This is a genomic window from Pseudomonas sp. NY15374, from assembly GCF_048068255.1.
Classification (GTDB): domain Bacteria; phylum Pseudomonadota; class Gammaproteobacteria; order Pseudomonadales; family Pseudomonadaceae; genus Aquipseudomonas; species Aquipseudomonas machongensis.
The window spans coordinates 125,420-148,065 of sequence record NZ_JBLUPZ010000009.1 but is presented as its reverse complement, the minus strand read 5'-3'; the positions used below and the strand labels follow the sequence as shown (position 1 = coordinate 148,065).

The 22,646-nt window shown below is 64.5% G+C and carries 24 protein-coding genes; 8 read left to right on the top strand and 16 right to left on the bottom strand.

All coding sequences use genetic code 11. From position 1 onward, the window contains the following. The first annotated feature begins 115 nt into the window (after nucleotides 1-115). Nucleotides 116-1,222, top strand: a complete 1,107-nt coding sequence (locus tag ACNFHO_RS19260; protein ID WP_416767097.1) for an enoyl-CoA hydratase/isomerase family protein — start codon at nucleotides 116-118, stop codon at nucleotides 1,220-1,222. A gap of 2 nt (nucleotides 1,223-1,224) precedes the next feature. On the opposite strand, the gene ACNFHO_RS19255 is transcribed toward ACNFHO_RS19260, so the two are convergent. Beyond that, entirely contained in the window at nucleotides 1,225-1,638 is a 414-nt protein-coding gene (locus ACNFHO_RS19255) for a hypothetical protein (RefSeq protein WP_054891853.1), read from the bottom strand. A gap of 233 nt (nucleotides 1,639-1,871) precedes the next feature. Here ACNFHO_RS19255 and ACNFHO_RS19250 point away from each other — a divergent pair, with 233 nt between their 5' ends. Beyond that, nucleotides 1,872-2,093: a cysteine-rich CWC family protein gene (locus tag ACNFHO_RS19250; RefSeq protein WP_065863133.1), complete on the top strand. Its 222-nt coding sequence runs from the start codon at nucleotides 1,872-1,874 to the stop codon at nucleotides 2,091-2,093. 10 nt (nucleotides 2,094-2,103) lie between these two features. After that, complete coding sequence (locus tag ACNFHO_RS19245) at nucleotides 2,104-2,796, top strand: pseudouridine synthase (RefSeq protein ID WP_063543358.1); 693 nt, start codon at nucleotides 2,104-2,106, stop codon at nucleotides 2,794-2,796. A 9-nt stretch (nucleotides 2,797-2,805) separates the two neighbouring features. On the opposite strand, the gene ACNFHO_RS19240 is transcribed toward ACNFHO_RS19245, so the two are convergent. After that, nucleotides 2,806-5,874 carry an efflux RND transporter permease subunit gene (locus ACNFHO_RS19240; RefSeq protein ID WP_416767096.1) on the bottom strand — a complete coding sequence of 1,023 codons (3,069 nt, stop codon included), beginning with the start codon at nucleotides 5,872-5,874 and terminating at the stop codon, nucleotides 2,806-2,808. Between the two features lie 6 nt (nucleotides 5,875-5,880). Further along, on the bottom strand, nucleotides 5,881-6,981 hold the full coding sequence (locus tag ACNFHO_RS19235; RefSeq protein ID WP_125930600.1) for an efflux RND transporter periplasmic adaptor subunit: 1,101 nt from the start codon (nucleotides 6,979-6,981) through the stop codon (nucleotides 5,881-5,883). Nucleotides 6,982-7,163: 182 nt separating this feature from the next. On the opposite strand from ACNFHO_RS19235, the gene ACNFHO_RS19230 reads away from it, so the two are divergent. After that, on the top strand, nucleotides 7,164-7,799 hold the full coding sequence (locus tag ACNFHO_RS19230; protein WP_416767095.1) for a TetR/AcrR family transcriptional regulator: 636 nt from the start codon (nucleotides 7,164-7,166) through the stop codon (nucleotides 7,797-7,799). A gap of 93 nt (nucleotides 7,800-7,892) precedes the next feature. On the opposite strand, the gene ACNFHO_RS19225 is transcribed toward ACNFHO_RS19230, so the two are convergent. Beyond that, entirely contained in the window at nucleotides 7,893-8,675 is a 783-nt protein-coding gene (locus ACNFHO_RS19225) for a class I SAM-dependent methyltransferase (RefSeq protein WP_416767094.1), read from the bottom strand. A 94-nt stretch (nucleotides 8,676-8,769) separates the two neighbouring features. Here ACNFHO_RS19225 and ACNFHO_RS19220 point away from each other — a divergent pair, with 94 nt between their 5' ends. After that, nucleotides 8,770-9,393, top strand: a complete 624-nt coding sequence (locus tag ACNFHO_RS19220; protein WP_054895054.1) for a hypothetical protein — start codon at nucleotides 8,770-8,772, stop codon at nucleotides 9,391-9,393. A gap of 1 nt (nucleotide 9,394) precedes the next feature. Here the strand turns inward: ACNFHO_RS19220 and ACNFHO_RS19215 are convergent, their stop codons facing one another. From ACNFHO_RS19215 to ppc, 7 genes are all read right to left on the bottom strand, one after another. Beyond that, complete coding sequence (locus tag ACNFHO_RS19215; RefSeq protein ID WP_414154891.1) at nucleotides 9,395-10,084, bottom strand: extensin family protein; 690 nt, start codon at nucleotides 10,082-10,084, stop codon at nucleotides 9,395-9,397. Nucleotides 10,085-10,090: 6 nt separating this feature from the next. Then, the gene (locus ACNFHO_RS19210) at nucleotides 10,091-10,921 is read right to left on the bottom strand and encodes an isocitrate lyase/PEP mutase family protein (protein WP_054895056.1); all 831 of its coding nucleotides are present in this window, start codon (nucleotides 10,919-10,921) and stop codon (nucleotides 10,091-10,093) included. 27 nt (nucleotides 10,922-10,948) lie between these two features. Beyond that, a complete protein-coding gene (locus ACNFHO_RS19205) occupies nucleotides 10,949-11,818 on the bottom strand; it encodes a DUF72 domain-containing protein (protein WP_416767093.1) in 870 nt (289 codons plus the stop codon). A gap of 3 nt (nucleotides 11,819-11,821) precedes the next feature. Continuing rightward, on the bottom strand, nucleotides 11,822-12,118 hold the full coding sequence (locus ACNFHO_RS19200) for a hypothetical protein (RefSeq protein ID WP_054895058.1): 297 nt from the start codon (nucleotides 12,116-12,118) through the stop codon (nucleotides 11,822-11,824). Between the two features lie 131 nt (nucleotides 12,119-12,249). Beyond that, a complete protein-coding gene (tsaB, locus tag ACNFHO_RS19195) occupies nucleotides 12,250-12,918 on the bottom strand; it encodes a tRNA (adenosine(37)-N6)-threonylcarbamoyltransferase complex dimerization subunit type 1 TsaB (RefSeq protein WP_112897580.1) in 669 nt (222 codons plus the stop codon). 87 nt (nucleotides 12,919-13,005) lie between these two features. After that, nucleotides 13,006-13,656, bottom strand: a complete 651-nt coding sequence (gene adk / locus ACNFHO_RS19190; protein ID WP_065863144.1) for an adenylate kinase — start codon at nucleotides 13,654-13,656, stop codon at nucleotides 13,006-13,008. Nucleotides 13,657-13,915: 259 nt separating this feature from the next. Continuing rightward, nucleotides 13,916-16,543 carry a phosphoenolpyruvate carboxylase gene (gene ppc / locus ACNFHO_RS19185; protein WP_416767092.1) on the bottom strand — a complete coding sequence of 876 codons (2,628 nt, stop codon included), beginning with the start codon at nucleotides 16,541-16,543 and terminating at the stop codon, nucleotides 13,916-13,918. A 156-nt stretch (nucleotides 16,544-16,699) separates the two neighbouring features. Here ppc and ACNFHO_RS19180 point away from each other — a divergent pair, with 156 nt between their 5' ends. From ACNFHO_RS19180 to ACNFHO_RS19170, 3 genes are all read left to right on the top strand, one after another. After that, nucleotides 16,700-17,044 (top strand): hypothetical protein, encoded by a 345-nt coding sequence (locus tag ACNFHO_RS19180; protein WP_054895062.1) that lies wholly within the window; start codon nucleotides 16,700-16,702, stop codon nucleotides 17,042-17,044. Nucleotides 17,045-17,288: 244 nt separating this feature from the next. Further along, nucleotides 17,289-17,702: a DUF4398 domain-containing protein gene (locus ACNFHO_RS19175; protein WP_054895063.1), complete on the top strand. Its 414-nt coding sequence runs from the start codon at nucleotides 17,289-17,291 to the stop codon at nucleotides 17,700-17,702. A gap of 50 nt (nucleotides 17,703-17,752) precedes the next feature. Further along, nucleotides 17,753-18,535, top strand: coding sequence for an OmpA family protein (locus ACNFHO_RS19170; RefSeq protein ID WP_054895064.1), 783 nt, complete (start codon nucleotides 17,753-17,755; stop codon nucleotides 18,533-18,535). 72 nt (nucleotides 18,536-18,607) lie between these two features. On the opposite strand, the gene ACNFHO_RS19165 is transcribed toward ACNFHO_RS19170, so the two are convergent. From ACNFHO_RS19165 to ACNFHO_RS19145, 5 genes are all read right to left on the bottom strand, one after another. Further along, on the bottom strand, nucleotides 18,608-18,934 hold the full coding sequence (locus tag ACNFHO_RS19165) for a hypothetical protein (RefSeq protein ID WP_063543336.1): 327 nt from the start codon (nucleotides 18,932-18,934) through the stop codon (nucleotides 18,608-18,610). Further along, nucleotides 18,931-19,854, bottom strand: coding sequence for an alpha/beta hydrolase (locus tag ACNFHO_RS19160; RefSeq protein ID WP_416767091.1), 924 nt, complete (start codon nucleotides 19,852-19,854; stop codon nucleotides 18,931-18,933). Before ACNFHO_RS19160 ends, ACNFHO_RS19165 begins: the two co-directional genes overlap by 4 nt. Next, nucleotides 19,826-21,103, bottom strand: a complete 1,278-nt coding sequence (locus tag ACNFHO_RS19155) for a flavohemoglobin expression-modulating QEGLA motif protein (protein WP_054895067.1) — start codon at nucleotides 21,101-21,103, stop codon at nucleotides 19,826-19,828. Before ACNFHO_RS19155 ends, ACNFHO_RS19160 begins: the two co-directional genes overlap by 29 nt. A gap of 62 nt (nucleotides 21,104-21,165) precedes the next feature. Then, nucleotides 21,166-21,714: a hypothetical protein gene (locus tag ACNFHO_RS19150; RefSeq protein WP_416767090.1), complete on the bottom strand. Its 549-nt coding sequence runs from the start codon at nucleotides 21,712-21,714 to the stop codon at nucleotides 21,166-21,168. 30 nt (nucleotides 21,715-21,744) lie between these two features. Further along, the gene (locus ACNFHO_RS19145) at nucleotides 21,745-22,497 is read right to left on the bottom strand and encodes a TetR/AcrR family transcriptional regulator (RefSeq protein ID WP_054895069.1); all 753 of its coding nucleotides are present in this window, start codon (nucleotides 22,495-22,497) and stop codon (nucleotides 21,745-21,747) included. Nucleotides 22,498-22,646 lie beyond the last annotated feature (149 nt).

Genomic DNA, 22,646 nt, shown 5'->3' with positions numbered 1-22,646 from the left:
TCAGAGTGGGCGCGACACTAGGAAAGCCGCCCCGGCTTGTCAATCGCTCCGACCGGTGACAAGCACGATCGGCCAGGCAAGCCATACTTGTGCGACGACTTGCGCGAGGTTGTCCATGTCCATTCATTGCGAGGTACTCACCGGCGCCGATGGCGCCCGTATCGGCATCGCCACCCTGGATGCCGCCAAGACCCTGAACGCCCTGACCCTGCCGATGATCGAGATGCTCGATTCGCACCTGCGCGAATGGGCACGCGATCCGGGCGTCGTCTGCGTGCTGCTGCGCGGCGATGGCGAAAAGGCCTTCTGCGCAGGCGGCGATGTACGGGCGCTGGTACAGGCCTGCCGCGAGCATCCCGGCAGCGTGCCGCCGCTGGCGGCAACCTTCTTCGCCGCCGAATACCGCCTCGACTATCTGCTGCACACCTACCCCAAGCCGCTATTGTGCTGGGGCCACGGTCATGTGCTGGGCGGCGGCATGGGCCTGTTGCAGGGTGCCAATGTACGCATCGTCACCCCCAGCAGCCGCCTGGCGATGCCGGAGGTGAGCATCGGCCTGTATCCGGATGTCGGTGCCAGTTGGTTCCTCAGCCGCCTGCCGGGCAAGCTTGGCCTGTTTCTGGCGCTGACCGGTGCGCCGATCAATGCCCGTGACGCCCTTGACCTGGGGTTGGCCGACCGCTTCCTCGGCGAGCAGCAGCAGGCGACGCTGATTGAGGAACTGCTGCAACTGAACTGGCAGGAACAGACCGACTTGCAACTGAACAGCCTGCTCAGGGCCGAGCAGCATCGCGCCTGGGGCGAGCTTCCCGAGGCGCAGTGGCTGCCCCGCCGCGCCGTGATCGATGCGCTGCTCGATATCGCTGACCCGGTAGCCGCCTGGCGGGCCGTGTGCGGCTTGAGACAACACGCCGATCCTCTGCTGGCCAAGGCGGGCGAGCGCTTGCATGAAGGCTGCCCGCTTACGGGTCATCTGGTCTGGGAACAGCTTCACCGCGCCCGTCACCTGTCGCTGGCCCAGGTGTTCCAGATGGAATATGCCATGAGCCTGAACTGCTGTCGGCATCCGGAATTCAGCGAAGGGGTGCGTGCTCGCTTGCTCGACAAAGACAATCAACCGCACTGGCACTGGCCGGATATCGGCAAGGTGCCAGCGGCGGTGGTCGACGCACATTTCGCTAAAGTCTGGGAGGGGCGACACCCGCTGGCAGATCTGGGCTGATCCTATCGCTGCCAGTTGCGATCCCCGCGCCCCCGGTCCCTTTGCCCATTGGAATGCCAGCGATCATCCCGCCCACCACCACGATAATCATGGCGATCGCGGTCACGCCCATAGTCATAGCGCTGGCGGTTGCCGTAGTCATAACGCGGATTGCCATGCCACTGGTTCACCACCGGTGGCGTGTAGGGCCGGTAGTAAGGCGCCGGCGCTGGACGGTAGTAACGCGGTGCCGTCTGGTAGTAATACCGAGGCTGGGGCGCGACGTAGTAACGGTCCTGACGATAGTAGTAACCCGGGTAGGCGTAGCGGTCAGCGGTGTAGTACTCGCTGCGGTAATAGCCCCCGCCCCCGTAGTATGGGGCGCAGGCACTGGTCATCAGGCCAAGCAGAACGACCAACAGGATTCGAGGGTACATGGCGGCCTCCTGGACCGCTGGATTGCCCGGCACAGCGGCGCTGGCGGACGTCGATCGCAACACGTTGATCGACACTGAGTAAGACAGTGCGCCCGAGATCCGGTGCCATTTGCGCAACAAATTGAAACAGACAGAACGATCCGGAAATACAAATGGACAGAGGCGCGACAAAAGCTGTCAGCAGATATACTGCGCGCCTCTATGCAGATCTACTCGAATCCCCGGAAGCCACCATGAACGACAGCCAGCGCTGCCCCGCCTGCGGCGCCGCCAACCAGTGCGCCCTGGCCGACCCGCGCAGTGCCACCCAGGCCTGCTGGTGTTTCAGCGTCAGCATCGATGCCGCTGTGCTCGAAGCGCTTCCCGACGAACTGCGTAACAAAGCCTGCCTGTGCCCTCGCTGTGCAGCAGTCGACGAACAGCTCAAGGCAGCCGACCAGCGGCAGCCTCTCTAAGACTTGTACGATGCGCCTGGATCGATTTCTCGCCAACTTCCCCCAGTACAACCGCCAGCAGGTGCGCGTGCTGCTGGTGCAGCGCCGTGTGTGGGTCGACGCGCAGCCGGTGATCGACCCGCGCCACGAGGTGCGCGAATTCAGCCGAGTCGAGGTCGATGAGCAGTTGCTGCAGGCCGGGCGCCCGGCACGCTACCTGATGCTGCACAAGCCCGCCGGTTGCGTCAGCGCCACCCGCGACCCGCAGCACCCCACCGTACTCGACCTGCTGCCGCCCGAACTGCGTGACGACCTGCACATTGCCGGGCGCCTGGACTACAACACCACCGGCCTGATGATCCTGACCAATGACGGCCAATGGTCACGCCGCCTGACCCAACCACGCACCAAGCAGGCGAAGATCTATCTGGTCGAGACCGAGGACGAAATCGGCGCGCACTACATCGACAAGTTCCGCGAAGGCTTCTACTTCGCCTTCGAAGACCTCACCACCCTGCCCGCTCAACTCGACATTCTGGGCCCACGCAGCGCGCGGCTGGCGATCGTCGAAGGGCGCTATCACCAGGTCAAGCGCATGTTCGGCCACTTCGACAACAAGGTGATCGGCCTGCACCGCGAAAGCATGGGGCCGATCCATCTGGACCCGGCCCTGGCGCCAGGTGCGTTCAGGACGCTGACCGCCGAAGAAATCGCGGCGGTCTGAAGGTCGGCCTCAGGCGTTCTTCCTCACCCTGAACCACGCCGCATACAGCGCCGGCAGGAACAACAGCGTCAGCGCCGTGGCCACGATCAGACCACCCATGATCGCCACCGCCATCGGCCCGTAGAACACGCTGCGCGACAGCGGGATCATCGCCAGAACCGCCGCCAGGGCAGTCAGCACGATGGGCCGGAAGCGCCGCACCGTGGCCTCGATGATCGCCTGCCAACGGTCCAGCCCAGCGGTGATGTCCTGCTCGATCTGGTCCACCAGGATCACCGAGTTACGCATGATCATCCCTGCCAGCGCGATGGTGCCAAGCATCGCCACGAAGCCGAACGGCTGGCGGAACACCAGCAGGAACAGGGTCACACCAATCAGCCCCAACGGCGCGGTGAGGAACACCATCACCGTGCGCGAGAAACTGCGCAGCTGGATCATCAGCAAGCTCAGTACCACCACGATGAACAGCGGCATGCCCGCGTTTACCGAGCGTTGACCGCGCTGGGCATCCTCCACCGTGCCGCCGACTTCCAGCAGGTAGCCCTCGGGCAACTGCTCGCGCACCTGCTGCAGGGTCGGCAGGATCTGCTTGACCAGGCTGTCCGGCTGTTCCTTGTCGTAGATGTCGGCACGCACGGTCACCGTCGGCAGGCGATTGCGGTGCCAGATCACGCCCTCTTCGAAGCCGTACTCCAGCGTCGCCACCTGCGACAACGCCACGCTCTGGCCGTTGTCGGTCGGCAGCGCCAGGCTGCCCAGGCTACCCATGTCGCTGCGCTCCTCGCGGGTACCGCGCAGGAGGATCTCGATCAGTTCGTTGTCCTCGCGGTACTGGCTGACGGTAGTACCTGTCAACGAGCTCTGCAGGAAACTGGACAGGTGCGAAGTACTAACCCCCAGCGCGCGGGCACGGTCCTGGTCGATCGCCAGGAACACCGCCTTGCTCGGCTCCTCCCAGTCCAGGTGCACGTTGACCACATGCGGGTTCTCGCGCACCTTGGCCGCCACCTCGCGGGCCAGGGCGCGTACTTTCTCGATGTGCTCACCGGTGACCCGGAACTGCACCGGGTAACCCACGGGCGGACCGTTCTCAAGGCGCGTGACCCGCGAGCGCAATTGCGGGAATTCCTGCTCAAGGGTGGTAATGGCCCAGCTGCGCAGGGCTTCGCGGTCTTTGAGCGACTTGGCCAGCACCACGAACTGGGCGAAGCTCGCCGCCGGCAGTTGCTGATCCAGCGGCAGGTAATAACGCGGTGAGCCGGTGCCGACGTAGGCCACGTAGTTGTCGATACCGTCCTGCTGCTTGAGTAGGGCCTCCAGACGCTTGACCTGCTCGGCGGTATTGGCCAGCGAAGCCCCTTCGGCGAGCTTCAGGTCGATCATCAGCTCAGGCCGCGCCGACGCAGGGAAGAACTGCTGGGGCACGAAGCGGAACAGCACGATGCTGCCGATGAAAGCGGCAATGGTCAGCACGATCACGGTCTTGCGACGGCGCACGCACCACTCCACCACCCTGCGCACACGCTGGTAGAACGGCGTGGCATAAGGGTCGGGCGTATGCTCGCCATTGCCGTGACGCGCCGCATGGCGCTTGGCCAGGTCCGGCAGCAGGCGGTCGCCCAGGTAGGGGACGAACAATACCGCCGCGACCCACGAGGTCAGCAAGGCGATGGTCACCACCTGGAAGATCGACCGGGTGTACTCGCCGGTGCTCGACGCGGCCGTGGCGATCGGCAGAAAGCCCGCAGCGGTGATCAGCGTTCCGGTCAGCATCGGGAAGGCGGTACTCGACCAGGCATAGCTCGCCGCCTTGAGCCGGTCGTAGCCCTGCTCCATCTTGATCGCCATCATCTCGACCGCAATGATCGCATCGTCCACGAGCAAACCCAGGGCCAGCACCAGCGCCCCCAGCGAAATCTTGTGCAAGCCGATGCCGAAGTAGTGCATCGCGGCGAAGGTCATCGCCAGCACCAGCGGGATCGCCAGCGCCACCACCAACCCCGTGCGCACCCCCAGCGAGAAGAAGCTCACCAGCAACACGATGACCAGTGCCTCGACCAGCACCTGGATGAACTCGCCGACCCCAGCCTTGACCGCTGCCGGCTGATCGGACACCTTGCGCAGCTCCATGCCCGCCGGCAGGTTGTGCGCCAGGCGGGCGAACTCGGCTTCCAGCGCCTTGCCCAGTACCAGGATGTCACCGCCGTCCTTCATCGACACGGCAAGGCCGATGGCATCCTCGCCCATGAAGCGCATACGTGGCGCAGGTGGGTCGTTGAAGCCGCGATGGACTTCGGCGACATCGCCGATGCGGAAGGTTCGGTCGCCCACGCGGATGGGGAACTGGCGAATCTGCTCGACGCTGTCGAAGCGCCCGCTGACCCGCAGTTGCAAGCGCTCACTGGGCGTTTCGAAGAAGCCCGCAGTGCTCACCGCATTCTGCTCGCGCAACGCCTGCTGCACCGCCGCCAGCGGCACGCCAAGGGTCGCCAGCTTGGTGTTGGACAGCTCGATCCAGATCTTCTCGTCCTGCAAGCCGATCAGCTCGACCTTGCCCACATCCTTGACCCGCTGCAGCTGGATCTGGATGCGGTCGGCATAATCCTTGAGCACCGCATAGTCGAAGCCTGCCCCGCTCAGGGCGTAGATATTGCCGAAGGTGGTACCGAACTCGTCGTTGAAGAACGGACCCTGCACTTCCGGTGGCAAGGTGTGGCGAATGTCCGCGACCTTCTTGCGGATCTGGTACCACAGCTCGGGAATTTCGTTCGAATGCATCGAGTCGCGGGCCATGAACGTGACCTGGGACTCACCCGGACGGGAGAACGAGACGATCTTGTCGTACTCGCCGGTCTCCATCAGCTTCTTTTCAATGCGCTCGGTGACCTGTCGGGACACCTCTTCGGCGGTGGCACCAGGCCACAGCGTACGCACGACCATGGCCTTGAAGGTAAAGGGTGGATCTTCACTCTGCCCCAGCTTGGTGTAGGACATGGCGCCAATGGCCGCCAACAGGATCATCAGGAACAATACGATCTGGCGATTGCGCAGCGCCCAGGCGGAAAGGTTGAAACCCATCGGGACTTACTCCTTGGTCGCCAGGTTCACCACACGGTTGCTGCGATCGACCGGCCGTACCTCCTGGCCTTCGCGCAGCACGTGGCCACCTGCGGCGACCACCCAGTCGTTGGCGCCCAGCCCTTCGAGCACCGGCACGCTGTCTGCGCCATAGGGGCCGAGGCGGACGGGCGCACGCTCCAGTCGATTGTCCTTGCCAACCCGCCAGACATAAGCCTGGCCCTGCTCGGCAGTCACCGCCGACAGCGGCACCGACAGCGGCGAGTGTTCGGCGTGGGCGATGTACACCTTGGCACTCTGGCCCAGCTCTGCCGGGGCTTGCGTCGATGTGAAGGCGATTCGCGCAGCGAAGGTGCGCGAGCGTGGATCGGCCGCCGGCGACAGCTCGCGGATACGCCCCTCGAAGCGTTGCTCGGGGTGCGACCACAGTTCGACACTGACCGCCTGCCCTACCGAGAAACGCGCGAACTGTTGCTCGGGCAGGCCGATGGCCACCTCACGTTCGCCATCGGCGGCCAGGGTGAACACTGTCTGCCCCGCCGCAACCACCTGGCCGACCTCGACCTGGCGCTTGGCGATCACCCCGTTCTGCGGCGCCCGCAGCACCGCGTATTCGGCCTGGTTGCCGGCCACGTCGAATTCGGCCTTGGCCTGCTTGAGGCGGGCAAGACCTGCACGGTAGAGGTTCTCGGCATTGTCGAACTGGGAATGGCTGACCATCTGCCGGTCGAGCAGCTTCTGGTAACGGTCGCGTTCGGCCCGCACCAGCGACAGGTTCGCTTCGGCGGCCGCCATCTGCGCGCGGTTGGCCTCCAACTGCAGGCGCACATCCTGCGGATCGAGCTCGGCCAGTGGTTGGTCGGCCTTGACCCGCTGCCCTTCCTCGACCAGGCGCTTGCTGACCTTGCCACCAATACGGAACGCCAGTTCCGGCTCGAACCTGGCGCGTACTTCGCCCGGATAGCTGTCGGCCGAGGCGCCGGTGGGCTGGGGCTGGATCACCAGTGCCGGACGCGGGGCCGCGGGTGCAGCAGCCTCCTGGCCACAGGCAGTGAGCAGCAGAAGGCAGGCAAGGGGCAGGACGAGGGGCGACGCACGACGCAACATGATGGAAGACCTTTCGCAGAGGACGCATCGAATAATTATACTGGCGGGTATATTAAGTCAGCGAAACGACTCCGGGAAGCAGGTGCATGAGAGAAAAATGTATTTGCGCCGCGACGTGCGTAGCAGCCGCGAGCCGCGCGACCCGGTAATATGAGCGCTTCATCAGACAGACACGGACTCCAATGCCCATCGACGCACCCACAGGCCCTGGCCGGCCCAAGGATCTCGCCAAGCGCGAGGCCATCCTCGAAGCCGCCAAGTCGCTGTTCCTCAGCCTTGGCTATGCCAACACCAGCATGGATGCGGTCGCTGCGGCGGCAGGTGTTTCAAAACTCACGGTCTATAGCCACTTCAACGACAAGCAGACCCTGTTCGGCTCGGCAGTCATGGCCACCTGCCAGACGCAGCTGCCCGACCTGATCTTCGAGCTGCCCGAGGGGGTGCCGATCGAAGAGGTGCTGCTCAACATCGCCCGAGGCTTCCAGGCACTGATCAGCAGCGACGAGTCGGTCAAGCTCACGCGCCTGATCATGGCCCTGGGCAGCCAGGACCCGGGGCTTGGGCAGTTCTTCTACGAGGCGGGGCCCAAGCGGGTGCTGGCCGAGATGGAGGCGTTGCTGCGCTGTGTCGACGAGCGTGGGTTGCTGCGGATCGAGAATCCGTTGCGCGCCGCCGAGCATTTCTTCTGCCTGATCAAGGGCGCTGCCGATTACCGCCTGCTGCTGGGCTGCGCACCGCCGCTGGCCGGAGAGGAAGCCGAGCAGCATGTGCGCGAGGTGGTCGGGGTGTTCATGCGGGCGTATAGCAGCCCCCTGTAGGAGCGGGCTTGCCCGCGAAAAGTACATCGCGCTCATGCACCGGCTTTGCCGGTGTTCGCGGCGGTTCGGCGCCACCCCTCGAGCTGGCTTACCCTAAGCCTTCAACGCCTTCTTCGGGTAGATATCGTAGCGGCTGGACTTGCCTTCCAGGCTATGACTCGGCTTTGGCCCGTCGATGATCGGCGCCTTGCGCGGGCGCTTGACCACCACCCGGTGGCTGGCCAGCGCCAGCGCCGCCTCCAGCAGTGCAGGAGCATCCAGGTCGTCGCCCACCAGCGGGCGGAACACGCGCATTTCCTTCTTCACCAGCGCGCTCTTGTCACGATGCGGGAACATCGGGTCAAGGTAGATCACCTGCGGCGCCTCGCCCTGCCAATCGCGCATGCGCTCGATGGCGTTGCCGGTCAGCAGGCGCATGCGCTCGACGATCGGCGCCACTTCGGCATCCAGGCGCCCACGCGCCAGGCCATCCTCGAGCAACGCAGCAATCAACGGCTGACGTTCGATCAGGGTCATCTGGCAGCCCAGACTCGCCAGCACGAAGGCATCCTTGCCCAGGCCCGCAGTGGCATCGAGCACCTGGGGGCGAACGCCTTGGGCAATACCGACCGCCTTTGCGATCATCTGTCCATTGCCGCCGCCGAACAGACGCCGATGCGCCGCCCGCCCTTCGACGAAATCCACCCGCACCGGGCCGGGGGCCTGCGGGCCCAATTGCTGGATCTGCAGACCTTCACCACCGATTTGCACAGCGAACTCCGCCGCGTCATCCACCTGCGGCAGGCCCAGACGCTGCGCCCATTCCTGTGCCTGCGCCTGGAACGACGCCGACAGCGCCTCGACCCTGATACCTGCGCCCTGCTCTTGTTCTGCCATCCGATCCCGCACTCGAAAAAATTAATGAAACCCCGGCCACGGCCGATAAAAGCTCTATCCGCTATTCTGCCAGAGCACAACGCGCGCGACTGCCATGTCAGATACTCTTCCCATCGGTTTGACCTACCTGTCGCCAGTCGGCAACTACGGTCGCCAGAATACCCAGGCACTGGGCGGCGTCAGCCACCTGTGGCAGGACTTCTTCGCCCGCGCGATGGCCGAGCAGTCCGCAGAAGAGCAGGACAGCTTCAGCCAGGCATTGACCCGCCAGTACGACAAGGACAGCGGCGAGCCACTGGGTGGCGCCAAGGCGCTGGCATTGATCGAAATTCAGCGCGCGCTGCCGGTTCAGGATACCGAGGTGCGTCCGCCAGAGCCGCTGTTCCTGCCCAAGGCGGAACTGGAAGCCAACCTGCTGGAGCCGGCCCCCGAACCCTTCAGCGCCAGCGAACTGATCGAGCAGCAGCGCCAGCTCGACCTCAACGGCAGTTGGCTGCGTCCGCTGGTGATGAACCAGGGCCATCCTTCGCCCGAGCCGGGCCCGGCGCCTTCGCCGCGTCCGCTGCACCTGCCAATCGCCGAACTGGAAAAGTACCTGCTAGAGCCCGCCCCGGAACCCTTCGACGACGCGACTCTCGCCAAGCAGCAGACCGACCTGGAGTTCGACACCCACTGGGCGCGCCCGGTGGTGCTGAACAACGTGCGCGTACACGCCTGAATCAGCGACAGACCTGCCACCGCCCCGCATCCAGATGAAAGTGATTTGCGTGGGCGGCATTGTAGTCAGGCCCAAGCACCGTACTGAAGCTCTCGCAGGCCGCGTCACGCACTTCGCGCAGGAATTGCGCCTTCGCCCCGCCCGCCTGCCAGTCTCGCGCCAGCACGATGCGCTGGCCATCCTTCAGACGAAAACCGCTGATGTCCAGGGCATTGGCCGTCGCGTGCTGGCTAAGCCGCCCCTGCTCGCGATGATAGACATTGCGACAGGCAAAACTGCCCAGGTGATCCACCTGTGCCACCGACTGGCCAAACACACGCTGCGCCGCAGGCTGCAGGCCGTGAGTCTCGAACAGCGCATAGGCCACCGCCAGCGGACAACTGGCGAGAAAGCTGCTGCTCAACCGCGCCTCGCCAGCGTCGATACGCCATACGTTGCGTAACGGACAACGCGCCGTTTCCGGGCTGTCGGCCTGTTCCCGATAACGCAGCGCGGAGGTTTGCAGTGCCTGTCGACACAGATCCGGGTCGTCACGCAGGCGTGACAGCTTGTAGGCCGTCAGCAGGTTCGGCGGCTGACGCACATCCAGCGCCGCCCAGGGGTTCCACGCCGCCGGGGGGCGCCAGCCGAGATACCAGGCAACAGCGCCTGCGACCATCACCCCGCCCAGCACCGTCGCCAGCAAACGCATGGCCGATCAGCGTCGGAACAGATCGTTGAGCTGGGCGAACGGCACCGCCTGCTCGCCGTAAGCGAAAGTGCCCTGGTCGCGGATCTCCAGCGCCGCACGCTGCAACGCCCCCAGCGCCGCCCTGGCCATTGATGAACCCACACTGATGCGCCGCACACCCAGGTCCTGCAACTGGTTCACCCCCAGCGGCACGCCTGCCATGCCCATCAGCACGTTGACCGGCCTGGGCGCAACGGCCTGCACCACTGCCCGTATCTCATCGACGCTGCGCAGGCCTGGGGCATAGAGCACATCGGCACCGGCCTCGGCGAACGCCTGCAGCCGCTTGATGGTGTCATCCAAGTCCAGGCGCCCGTGCAGCAGGTTTTCTGCGCGGGCACAGAGGGTGAACGGGAAAGGCAGGCTGCGGGCCGCCTGCACTGCAGCGCGTACGCGCTCGACGGCCAGGCCGAAGTCATGGATGGGGGAATCGCGGCGACCGCTGGCGTCCTCGATCGAGCCGCCCACCAACCCGGCCTCGGCGGCACGCAGGATGGTCTGCGCGCAGTGTTCGGGCAGGTCGCCGAAACCGTTCTCCAGGTCTGCGGCCACCGGTAGGGGAGTGGCATCAACGATGGCCTGGGCGTTGGCCAGGGTTTCATCGAGGCTCAGAGCGCCCTCGGCATCAGGACGGCCCAGACTGAAGGCCAATCCTGCGCTGGTCGTGGCAAGTGCCTCGAAGCCCAGCGCAGCCAGCAGCTTGGCGGACCCGGCGTCCCAAGGGTTGGCGATGACGAAGGCGCCATCACGCTCGTGCAACATCTTGAAGGCTTCGGCTCGCAGGGTTTGCACATCCATGATCAGGTCTCCGGCAAGGTCTGGGGGTCAGAGTAAACCCAGTTGTTCGACCTCAGGTGCGCGCGGCAATTCCGGCAAGGCCGCCAGGCCCGGCAACCGCACCATGAGGCGCTGGTGAAAGTGCTGGGCCAAGGCTGCGGCCAGGCGGTTGTCGGAGGTGTGCAGGAAAATGTACGGGCAACGCCCCTCCTCGATCCAGCCGGCGACCTTGTCTACCCAGGGTGTGAGAAAGCTTTCGTTGGCAGCCAACTCCGGATGCCCGATGAAGCGTACCTGCGGGTGCTGGCTGAAGGCGGCCGGACGCGGCGGCACCTTGGGCTTCTTGGCCTGCGCGTGCAGCACCGCCGGGTCGCGCGACGTGCAACTGAACAGTGCCCGCGGATCCAGGCAGATCCGCTCCACACCGCGCTCATGCAACAGTCGGTTGAGCAGGCGCTCTTCATCGCCACGGGCGAAGAAGGCATCGTTGCGCACCTCGACAGCCACTGGCACACCGATCTCGTCGAGAAAGTGACTCAGTTCCGCCAATCGGGCCGGGCCGAACAGCGCTGGCAGTTGCAGCCAGTAGGGGGAGACTCGCTCGCCCAGCGGCGCCAGCAGGCGGGTGAAGTCCAGCGCGGATTCAAGCTGATCACGCAGATCGCCCGCATGGCTGACGTCACCGGGAAACTTCGCAGTGAAGCGAAACCGCTGGGGCATGACCTGGGACCAGCGCTCCACCGTGGCGGGCGCAGGACGGGCGTAGAAGGTGGTGTTGCCCTCGACCGCATTGAACACCTGGCTGTACAGGCCAAGGTATTCAGCAGGGCGGGCGTCGGCGGGATAGAGGTAGTCGCGCCAGGCGTTCTCGCTCCAGGACGGACAACCGAGGTGATAAGGCAGAGGCGATGGATTCATCCATCAAATGTACAGGTCCAACCCCAGTACTTCCATCTCCCAATCGGTGAAACCGGCGGTGCTGAGATAGCTGGCCAGCGCAGTGGCGGTGCGGCGGTCACGGGCGCGGGGGAATACCATGTCCTGCTGACGCGCAGGCAGGCCGGCGCTGCGGCGGTTGGCGCGGGCAATCTGCTCGGCTTCGTCGTCTTCGACGTCCTCGATTACCTGTGCATCGTCGATGCTCTCGTCGCGCACCAGCGCCTTGCGCGGGGCACGCTTGACCGGATAGGACTGTGAGGAGAAACCGTCGATGCGCATGATGGGTGCACTCAGGAGCAATGATGGCAATCTAGCAGCATCAGGCTTCCATCACCAATGCGCGTGTGATAACTGGACCACAGTTCGCGCAAAAGGTTTTATCTCGAACGGCAATAGCCGACGAACTGCACTCAGCGCGCCTTGGGCGTAGCGACGTTATCGCGCAGATAGACCGGTTGAGCCTGTTCGGCTGCAACCGCCTCGCCACGCGCCCAGGCATGACCGGCCAGGCTGAGGATATCCAGGGCATGCGGCAGGGCCTGGGCATCGCAACGCTCGACCTGCACCGCCAGACGCTCGCCATAACCCCAGCCAGTGCCGGCACCGAACCACTGGCCGGCCTGGGGCAGTGCCACCCGCTCAGGGGCGATCACCCGCTCCTGATCGAGCAGGCGCATTTCGCCATCGTGCGCCTGGTAGCAGCCCCAATACACTTCGTCCATGCGCGCATCGATGGCCGCGGCCACCTGCTGCACACCCTGTTGGCGCAAGGCCCCCTGGGCCAGGGCGGCGAGGTTCGACACCGGCAGCACCGGCCGTTCGAGGGCGAACGCCAGCCCCTGGACCACACCGATGGCGATGCGCACACCCGTGAAGGCCCCAGGCCCACGGCCAAAGGCGATGGCATCCACTGCACTCAGGGCGATACCGGAGTCGGCGAGCAACTGCTTGATCATCGGCAGCAGCTTCTGCGCATGCTGGCGCGGGATCACCTCGTAATGGCTGGTCACCTTGCCGTCATGCAGCAGGGCGACGGAACAGGCTTCGGTGGCGGTATCCAGGGCCAGCAGGGTGGTCATCGAACGTGTATCCAGGCGAAAGGGAAAAGAGCGGCAGTATAAACGACAACGGCCCGCAAGCGGGCCGTTGTAAAACGCAGAGGCCGATCAGCTCAGGGCTGCCAGCACCTTGGCGGTGATCGACTCGACCGAGCCGACGCCCTCGATGTGGGCGTACTTGGGCTTGCCGGCGTTGTCAGCCGACAGCTTCTGGTAGAAGTCCACCAGCGGTTTGGTCTGGCTGTGGTAGACCGACAGGCGGTGACGCACGGTTTCTTCCTTGTCGTCGTCGCGCTGGATCAGGTCTTCGCCGGTGACATCGTCCTTGCCTGCCACTTTCGGCGGGTTGTACTGGATGTGGTAGGTGCGGCCCGAGGCCAGGTGCACGCGGCGACCGGCCATGCGACCGACGATCTCTTCGTCGTCCACGGCGATTTCGACCACGGCGTCAATGTCGACACCTGCAGCGACCATGGCCTCGGCCTGCGGAATGGTGCGCGGGAAACCGTCGAACAGGCAGCCATTGGCGCAGTCTGGCTGAGCGATGCGCTCCTTCACCAGGCTGATGATCAGATCGTCGGAAACCAGCTGGCCGGCGTCCATGACTTTCTTCAGTTCCAGGCCCAGCGGGGTGCCGGCCTTGACAGCGGCACGCAGCATGTCGCCAGTGGAGATCTGTGGAATACCGAACTTCTCGGTGATGAACTTTGCCTGAGTACCTTTACCGGCCCCGGGAGCTCCCAGCAGAATTACGCGCATCTCGTGCTCCTCATATTTTTTTATTGCAAATCAATGGATTCGGCGTTCAGGGCCAAGTCCGGAAAATCGGATCAGACCGGAAAATCGGTCAAAAGGCTGATCAAGATACACAGCGCCCGGCAGCCAGACAAGCGTTCCAAAGTTGCACGAAAACCCATCTGGCGCCGTTTTGCCGAGCAGGTTGCACCCATCGCAACCTACCCCGATACACCCCGTGCCTGCACCACTGTGCAGCCTGCTGCTGGGCTGCCGGACGGCCTCAGCCGGTGTTGCGCAAACCGGCGGCAATACCGGCCACGGTCACCAGCAGGGCCTGCTCCAGCGGGCTGTCCAGAGCGGCTTCGCGCACCCGCGACCGGGCCAGCAGCTCGGCCTGCAGGCGGTGCAGCGGGTCCAGGTAGGTGTTGCGCAGGCTGATGAATTCCAGGGTCTCCGGGCTGTGTGCCAGTAGCACCGGCTGGCCGGTCAGGCCCAACACCACCTGGCACGACTGCGACAATAGGTCGCGCAGATGCGCACCCAATGGCAGCAGCGCCGGTTGCACTAGACGTTCGTCGTAGGCCCTGGCGATTTCTGCATCGGCCTTGGCCAGCACCATCTCCAGCATGTCGATGCGGGTGCGGAAGAACGGCCACTGCTCACGCATCTGCCCCAGCAGCTCACCCTGGCCGCGCGCCAGGGCATTGCTCAGCGCCGTTTCCCACCCAAGCCAGGCCGGCAGCATCAGGCGCGTCTGGGTCCAGCCGAAGATCCACGGGATGGCCCGCAGGCTTTCGATGCCGCCCGCCCGGCGCTTGGCCGGCCGACTGCCTAACGGTAGGCGCCCAAGTTCCTGCTCCGGGGTGGATTGACGGAAGTACTCGACGAAATCGGGGTTCTCGCGAACCACCGCGCGATAAGCCTTCACCCCATCGGCGGCGAGCTGGTCCATGAGTTCGCGCCAGGCAGGCTCGGGCGGTGGCGGCGGCAGCAAGGTCGCCTCGAGCACCGCCGCCAGGTAGAGATTGAGGTTCTGCTCGGCGATTCCCGGCAGGCCGAACTTGAAACGGATCATCTCGCCCTGTTCGGTCGTGCGGAAACGCCCCGCCACCGAACCTGGCGGCTGGGAAAGGATCGCCGCATGGGCCGGGCCACCGCCACGGCCGACGGTGCCGCCACGGCCGTGGAACAACAGCAGTTCGACTTGGTGTTCGCGGCAGATGCGCACCAGGTTTTCCTGCGCCCGGTACTGCGCCCAGGCGGCTGCAGTGGTACCGGCATCCTTGGCCGAGTCCGAGTAACCGATCATCACCTCCTGCGGCCCGTGCAGGCCGGCACGGTAGCCCGGCTGGCCGAGCAGTCGTTCCATCACTGGACCCGCGTTGTCCAGGTCGGCGAGCGTTTCGAACAGCGGCACCACGCGCATCGGCCGGGTCAGGCCGGCCTCCTTGAGCAGCAGTTGCACGGCCAGCACATCCGATGCTGCGCCAGCCATGGAGATGACATAGGAGCCAAGCGATGCCGCGGGTGCTGCAGCAATCTCGCGGCAGGTGGCAAGCACCTCGGCAGTCTCGGCCTCGGGCTGGAAATGCGCGGGCAACAGCGGCCGACGATTCTTCAGCTCGGCCTGGAGGAAGCTCATGCGCTGTTCTTCGTCCCACTCGGCATATCGCCCAAGCCCGAGATACTCGGTGATTTCTGACAATGCGTCGCGGTGCCGGGCCGCATCCTGACGCACGTCCAGGCGCACCAGGAACAGGCCGAAGGTCACCGCCCGGCGCAGGCAGTCGAGCAACGGGCCGTCGGCGATCACACCCATGCCGCAGTCGTGCAGCGACTGATAGCACAGTTGCAGTGGTTCGATCAGTTCACGGTTGTCGGCGAGCACGTCCGCACCGGCAGGCTGCGGACCGGCCAGCGAGGCATGGGCCCAGGCCCGGGTGGCACGCAGGCGATCGCGCAGTTGCTTGAGGAAGGCGCGGTAGGGCTCGGCGCTGTCACCCACCTTGGCGCGCAGGGCATCACTGGCCTGTTGCATGGACAGTTCGGCGGCGAGGTAGTCGATATCGCGCAGGAACAGGTCGGCCGCCATCCAGCGTGCCAACAACAGCACCTCGCGGGTGACCGGGGCGGTGACGTTGGGGTTGCCATCGCGGTCGCCGCCCATCCACGAGGCGAAACGCACCGGCGCCGCTTCCAGCGGCAGGTGCAGGCCCGTGGCCTCGAACAGCGCCTTGTCGACCTTGCGCAGGTGGCTGGGAATCGCCTGCCACAGGGAATGCTCGATTACCGCAAAGCCCCATTTGGCCTCATCGACCGGCGTTGGCCGGGTGCGTCGAATCTCCTCGGTGTGCCAGGCCTCGGCGATCAACCGGCGCAGGCGCTCGCGCACCTGCTGGCGCTCGGCCGGCGTGAGGTCGCGATGGTCCTGTGCGGCAAGCTGCGCGGCGATGGCATCGTACTTCTGGATCAGCGTACGCCGCGCCACTTCGGTGGGGTGGGCAGTGAGCACCAGCTGGATGTCCAGCTTGGCCAGTTGCCGGGCCAAGGCATCGTTGCCATGCCCTGCCTGCTTGAGCCGCGCCAGCAACTCAGGCAGAGCACGGTCCTCGAACGGCGCCGGTTGGTCGGCGCCACGGCGATGGATCAACTGGTACTGCTCGGCAATGTTGGCCAGGTTGAGGAACTGATTGAAGGCCCGGGCAACCGGCAACAGGTCATCCTCTGCAAGATCGCCGAGGGTGGAGCTCAACTGCTCGGCCGCGCCACGGCGATCGGCCTTGGCGCTGTGACGGATATCCTCGATCTTCTGCAGGAATGCCTCGCCATGCTGCTGGCGGATGGTCTCGCCCAGCAGTTCACCCAACAGATGGACATCCTCACGCAAGCGCACATCGATATCGGTCATTGGCTCTCCTCATCGCGCGGTCCACCCGCGCCGCCGCCCAGGTCATTGCCCAAGAGTGCCCACAGGCGCCCCCGCAAGGCAAGCCGGGATCGGCCAATGCAACTAAAGTGAAGAGACGGCCCTCACAGCTCATGCCATGGTTTTACAGAGGTCATCATGAAAATCCGCGAGCTCGCACAACATTGGGAACAGAACGCCGCCGGCACCCTCAGCCCCACCGGGCACCACCTGCACCTGGACCTGGAATCCGAAGCGCGCCTGGCAGCCTTGGTCGAGATGTACCCCAAGCGCACCACCGAAGAATTGCTCGGCGAACTGGTTGCCGCCGCGCTCGAAGAACTCGAAGCCAGCTTCCCCTACGTGAAGGGCCAGCAGGTGATCGCCACCGATGAAGAGGGTGATCCGCTGTACGAAGATATCGGCCCCACGCCACGTTTCCTCAGCCTGTCGCGGCGGCATCTGCACGACCTCAGCCACCCGCTTCCCAAGCGCGACGCCTGAGCCGGAAGGCCCGCGAATACTGCCGCGCACGGCAATAGTTCCGTAGGAAAAGCACTGACTGACCAGTCAGAAATAATTACGAAGCCTACGCAACTTTTTCTGAACTATTCTGAAAATGCTCAAGTCGGAGCCAATAGCCATCACGCAAAAACCCTGCACGCATGGTGTTTGGCTTTGGACTCGAGCACATGCGTATGTCAGGGAGCGATGGACTGCCACGGACATCGTTATCAGGAGTGATCCAATGGAGTTGACCACCATGAAGACCCGCACCGAAAAATTCCCGTCCAACTCTCTGCGCGGGCTCAAGCTGGCCGCGCTGGCGCTTGGCAGCAGCCTGGTACTGGCTGGCTGTGCTGGCAACCCGCCGACCGAGCAGTACGCGGTGACCCAGTCTGCCGTGAACTCTGCCGTCAGCGCAGGCGGCACCGAGTTTGCCGCCGTGGAGATGAAAGCGGCGCAGGACAAGTTCAAGCAGGCGGAAATCGCCATGCATGACAAGAAGTACGACGAAGCCAAGCGACTGGCCGAACAGGCCGAATGGGATGCCCGCGTTGCCGAGCGCAAGGCACAGGCAGCCAAGGCCCAGAAAGCCGTGCAGGATGCCCGCCAGGGCGTTCAGGACGTACGTGAGGAAGGCCTGCGCAGCGCCCAGTGAGGCCTGTCCGGTATTCCCCTGCCTTCGTTATCGATCAAAGGATGAACACAATGCGCAATTACGTAATGATCCCTGCCCTGTTGGCTCTGAGCGTCGGTCTGGCTGCATGCTCGCACGACCCGAACGCCAACCTGGAATCGGCCCGCACCAACTTCTCGGCGCTGCAGAGCGATCCGCAGGCGAGCAAGCTGGCAGCCCTCGAGACCAAGGACGCCCAGGACTGGCTGAACAAGGCTGACAAGGCCTACATGGACCGCGAAGACGAGAAGAAGGTCGATCAACTGGCCTACCTGACCAACCAGCGTGTCGAAGTCGCCAAACAGACCATCGCCCTGCGTACCGCCGAAGCCGATATCAAAAATGCGGCGGCGCAACGCGCCCAGGCCAAGCTGGACGCCCGCGACGCGCAGATCAAGAAGCTGCAGGACAGCCTCAACGCCAAGCAGACCGACCGCGGTACGCTGGTGACCTTCGGCGACGTGCTGTTCGACTTCAACAAGGCTGACCTGAAGAGCAGCGCCCTGCCGAACATCACCACCCTGGCCAACTTCCTCCAGGAAAACCCGGAGCGCAAGGTGATCGTCGAGGGCTATACCGACAGCGTCGGTTCGGCCAGCTACAACCAGGGCCTGTCGGAGCGTCGCGCCGAAAGCGTGCGCCGTGCGCTGCTGCGTGCTGGCATCGACCCATCCCGCGTGGTCGCCCAAGGCTATGGCAAGGAGTATCCGGTCGCGGACAACTCCAGCAACTCGGGCCGTGCGCAGAACCGTCGCGTGGAGGTGACCATCTCCAACGACAACCAGCCAGTTCAGCCGCGTTCCACCATGCGCTGATACAGGTTGCCTGAGTGACATGAAAAACCCGCCTTGATGGCGGGTTTTTCATGCCTGGGGAACAGCGATGGATCACTGCACCTGCTGCGGCGTGTCCTGGCCCATGCAGCGGATCGCCCGCTTGCGGTTGTCGACCAGCACGCCCGTCAGGCCCTTCTGCTGGGTGTCGAACAGCACCAGGACACCCTCGACACACTGCGCCACCTGCGGCGATGGATCGAGAGAAACCCGATAGTCTTCGCCCGGGATCGTCTTGAGCATGGTGTAGTCCTGCAGCAGCAGGGCGTCCTCGGGCTTGGCGAAATGCAGGTAGCCGTAGTACCACAAGGCACCCACCGTCACGATGATGCTGCCGACACCGGTCAGGATCAGCGGGATGGCGTTGCGTTCTTCACTCATTGCTCATTCTTCTCGTCAGGGTAATTCGGGACTTCCGCCAGTCGGCGCAGGCCGTTGAAGTGGCTGGGGTCGTCGAGGAAGCGCAGCATCACCTGACGCCAGGTCGGGTCGGCGAAGGTCTGCACATGGTCGCCGCGGGTCAACTGCAACACGCGGGGCGGCGGGGCATGCTGGTACAGGCGGATACCGTTGGCCATGGGCACCAATTTGTCATCGATGCTGTGGAAGAACAGCTTGGGCGGGCTGTCCAGGCGTTCGATGGAGTGGATCGCGCTGTCAGCGTCCGGCACCAGCCACGACAGCGGCACCTGAAGCGGCCAGGTCATCCACGACGTGCTCAGGGCGAAACGCCCGACGTCGCGGTAACTCGCAGGCACGCCATCGAAGACCAGCGCACTGAAACGCTGGCGCTGCTCGGGATGGCCGGCCAGGTAATGGATGGCCATCGCACCACCCAGGCTCTGGCCGAGCAGCACCAGCGGCTTGCCCTGCACCTCGGGCGCCTTGCCCAGCCAGTCCAGCGCAGCGTCGATATCCTCGTAGACCGCTGGCAGTGTTGGCGTGCCCTGGGACAGGCCATAGCCGCGGTAATCGATCATCAGTACCTGATAACCCTGCTCGGGCAGCCAGTAACTGCCACCCAGGTGCCAGGCCAGGTTGCCACCATTACCGTGCAGATGCAGCACCGTGCCCTTGACCTCGACGCCCGTCTTGGCCGGCAGCCACCAGCCATGCAGGCGAGTGCCATCCTCGGTGGTCAGCGTGACATCGCGGTATTGCAGGTGCGCTCGCTCTGGGGTGAACGGCTGGCCCGGCTCTGGATAGAACAGCAGGCTGCTGCAACCGGCCAGGCACGTCAGCCCGAGCCCGAACAACAGGGTGCGGCAACGCTTAGAGGATGTTCGCGTAGTCGGCTTCAATGCGATCCAGGCTCAGGTGATTGAGGAAGTTGGAGAAACACATCCAGGCCGACAGCGCGTTGAGGTCGCGGAACTGTTCAGGCAGGTACTTCGGCGGTTCCACCAGGCCCTCCTCGACCAGTTGGCGCAAGGTGCGCATGTCTTCCAGCGTGGTCTTGCCGCAGAACAGCAGTGGAATCTGCTCCAGCTTGCCCTTTCTCACGGCCAACTGAATGTAGTTGTAAACCATGATGAAGCCCTTGAGATAGGACAAGTCCTTGGTAAACGGCAGGCCATTGGGTACCGAACCGCGGAATACCCGGCTGGCATTGCCATAGCTTTCGGCCATCTCGAAGCCCTGGCCACGGAAGAACTCGTATACCTGCAAAAAATCGGCGCCCTGCTCCACCATGTGGATGGCGCGGGTGCGGTTGGTCAGCTTGCGCAAGCGGCTGGGATAGGAGGCGAAGGCGATCACCTCCATGAGGATGGCCAGGCCCTCCTGGGTCACGGTCGACGAGGGCGGCCCCTTGGCCAGGAAGGTGCAGATCGGCTGGTTCAGGCCGTTGAGCGTGGTGCCCACGTGCACCAGCCCTTCGTGGACTTCCAGCGCGCGTACGTCGCGGCTGTTGAACATGGCATCGGCGCGCACCTTGATGTAGTCGGCACCGGCCGCCGCATCGGCCACGATGCCATCGGACTCGAACACGCGGATGGTTTCTTCTGCCTCGCCGAAGACCTTGTTCAGGCGGCGCTGGAGGATTTCCACCGCCTCCTTGGCCGTGAGGTTTTTCGGCTCGTCCTTCAGGTCACCACGGCCATCGATGTTGTTCAGGTAGTCTGAGAGCATCAGCCCCAGATCGGCCAGGGTCGGGTCACCCGCGTGGAACGCGTCGGAGGCGGCGCCGTAGAGCTCCTGGGAAATCAGGCCGAAGTCCTCGGTGCCGCGCGCTTCGAGCATGCGCACCACCATGCGGTATTCGCGGCACATGCGCTTCATGATCTGCCCGACCGGGTTGAACTGGCCGAGCTGGCGGATGATGTCGCGCTCGATGGCCTGGAACTCGGCCTTCACCGCGCTGGAGTCGAACGACAGCGGACGGTTCTGGTAGTAGGCACGGTCCACCGCAGGCGGCTCCTTGCCCTTGGCCTTGAAAAAGCCCTGGCGAATGCCGTCGTCCCATTTCACCGCGTCCAGGACCCGGATCGGGGTCTGGGCCGCGACGATACGGTCGGACAATGCGCGTATGGTTTGCTGGTATTCGTCCACCGGGGACTCCTTGTAAGGCCCTATTCGCGGGCAAGCCCGCTCCCACAGGTACGCGGTATCCGCTATTTGCCGACCCGCTGGAACCGCGCCACCTCGACGAACAGGTCGGAGTTGGCCGGATCGTCGAGGTAGGCCAGCACCCGCTCGGCGGGGCTGTCGATCAGCACACCCGGTCCGTTATCCTCGGGCACCTCGGTGCTGCGTCCGCTCAACTCCTTGTTGTTTACAGCCTGCTGGACCTGCTCGACGTCAAGGTTGTAGACCACCAGTTGCTTGCCGTCGACGACCTCGAAACCGCCAATCAGGAACTTGCCCCCCAGACGCTTGGGCACGCCGGCCGACAGGTACCAGCGGTTGCCATGGCGCGACACACTGAAGGTGTATTCCTCGGCGGCCTTGCCCTGCGTACGGGCCACGGCCTTGTAGGTGTTACCGCCGACGCGGCTGATGGTCAGCTTCAGTGGCTGGCCCCAGGCATCCTTGCTGCTCCATTGGCCCAGCAAGGCCTTGGGGGCCGGCTCATTACTGGCCAGCGGTTCGTCGAAGGTCACCAGACACCCGCCCAGCAGCAGGAACGACAAGGTCAACAACAGCACACGCCAGGCTTTCATCAGGTTCTCCTTGAAAAGATCGGCTGCGCCTCAAACCGCGGCCAGCACCAAGTGCAGGTAACGGGTAAGGATAGCGAGCATCTGCCCATCGGCCTGGGCGTTCGCTTCTTTGAGCAGCCCTTGATATTCCATCTGCTCGATGATGGCCGTCAACACCAGGGCGTCCTGCTCGGGCTGGCGCGAGCCCACCACCTGAAGCATCTGCCGCGCGCCATGCAGCAGGATCTGCTCATGGGCCCGCACCAGTTCGGCCAGACGGGGGCACAGCAGCGCCTCCTGGCGGAAGGCCTGCTCGGCCATCAGGAAGTCGCGGCGGTTGTACAGCTGGCGGGTCACATAGTCGGCGGTCATGCGCGCCACTTCGTCGGCAAGGCGTGCACGGGACTGAGGGCTGCAGTCGCCCTGGGCCAGCAACTGGCGCAGCACCACTTCGGTGTTGGCCCACAGCTTGGCCATGTAGGCGGCGCTGCGTTCGACGTACTGGGCGAAGGTATCGGTGAGCAGGTCTTCGATATCCTTGAAGTAATAGGTGGTGGCCGACAGCGGCACCCCGGCCTCGGCCGCTACTGCGCGGTGGCGCACACCGCGCACACCGTCGCGCACGACGATGCGCATGGCCGCGTCGAGGATCTGCTGGCGGCGTTGCTCGCTGCCCTGGCGGCTGGTCTTGCGACCCTGGTACTGCACGCTCTCGGCGACGGCGTTGGCTACGCCGGCGGCGCCTTGCTGGGCGTTTGCGGGGGGCACGGTAGGGACCTCGGTGTCTGTCTGGGGGATGTTCATTGTCTGTACCGGCCCTATCGCGGGGCAAGTCGGATCGCCGCACCGCCGCTCCTACAGGTACAGCGCCGCACCTGCAGGAGCGGCGGTGCGGCGATCCGACTTGCCCCGCGATAGGGCCGGTACAGAGACTACACAGCCAGGCAAGAAAA